Annotated in this window: 1 protein-coding gene; it reads right to left on the bottom strand. The window is 69.5% G+C overall.

All coding sequences use genetic code 11. The features are described 5' to 3' along the window. Window positions 1-1,422: amino acid adenylation domain-containing protein (locus Q7V20_RS20180; protein WP_304795304.1), on the bottom strand; the 1,422-nt coding region annotated here is incomplete at both ends.

Here is a 1,422-nt window from a genome sequence, read left to right as displayed (position 1 = left end):
GCCAACAAGGAGTGCCCCCCCAGCTCGAAGAAGTTGTCACGTCGGCCCACGCGGGGCACGCCCAGGACCTCGGCCCACAGGGCGGCCAGCGCGGTCTCCAGCTCGCCTTGCGGTGCCTCGTAAGCTGGCGAGCCACCCAGCTCGGGATCCGGCAAGGCCTGCCGGTCGATCTTGCCATTGGCGTTGAGCGGCAGGCTCGCCAGCACCACGATGTGGGCCGGCACCATGTAGTCCGGCAGCCGGGCCCCCAGACTCTCTTTCAGCGCCGTGGTGTCGATGGCCTGCTCGTCCTGGGCGCTGACATACGCCACCAGCCTTGCCCCCGCAGGGCCCGGCCTGGCCAATACCACCGCCGCCTGAACATGCGCCTGCGCCAGCAGTTGCGCCTCGATCTCGCCCAGCTCGATGCGAAAGCCCCGGATCTTGACCTGGTGGTCGATCCGGCCCAGGTACTCCAGCTGACCATCGGCGCGCCAGCGCGCCAGGTCGCCCGTGCGGTACAGGCGCGCTCCCTCCTCGCCAAAGGGGTCGGCCACGAAGCGCTCGGCCGTCAGCCCTGCCCGGTTGAGGTAGCCCCGCGCCAATCCCGCCCCCGCCACGTACAGCTCGCCGGCCACACCGACCGGCTGCATCCGCAGGCGGCTGTCGAGCACGCGCAGTCCCAGGTCCGGGATGGCGATGCCCACGGGGCTGCGCTGCCCTTCCTGCAGATCGGCCCGGGTGATGGGCCGGTAGCTCACGTGCACGGTGGTCTCGGTGATGCCGTACATGTTGACCAGCTGGGGCCGCTGGTCGCCAAAACGGTCCAGCCAGGGCTTGAGGCTTTGCGGCTCCAATGCTTCTCCGCCGAAGATCACCAGGCGCAGGGCCAGCTCGGGCTCGTCGCCCTGCCCTGCGGCCAGGCTTGGGGCGTGGATCAGTTGCTGGAAGGCCGAGGGTGTCTGGTTGAGCACGGTGACCTGCTGCGAGCGCAGCAGGGCCAGGAAGTCATCGGGCGAGCGGCTCACCCAGAAGGGCACGATCACCAGCTTGCCGCCGGTGCACAGGGCCCCGAAGATCTCCCACACCGAGAAGTCGAAGGCGTAGGAGTGGAACATCGTCCACACGTCGTCCGCCCCGAAATTGAACCAGGGTTCGGTGGCCCCCAGCAGGCGGCTGACGTGGCGGTGGCACAGTTGCGCGCCCTTGGGCCGCCCTGTCGAGCCGGAGGTGTAGATCACGTAGGCCAGGTGGTCGGGGTGCACCCGCACGGCGGGCGAGCCGGCGGGCTCGCCGCTCAGGTCCAGCGTGTCCAGTTCCAAAGCCTCGATGGCCCCGGTGTCCTCACTGAAAGGCAGCACCCGGGCCTTGAGCCCGCTGGTGGTCAGCAGCAGTTCGATGCCGCTGTCGGCCAGCATGTAGGCCAGGCGCTCGGCCGGGTAG

Origin of the sequence: Aquabacterium sp., from assembly GCF_030652515.1 — a bacterium.
Taxonomy (GTDB): domain Bacteria; phylum Pseudomonadota; class Gammaproteobacteria; order Burkholderiales; family Burkholderiaceae_C; genus Aquabacterium.
The sequence above is the reverse complement of the archived record's forward strand: the minus strand, read 5'-3'. Positions and strand labels throughout refer to the sequence as shown.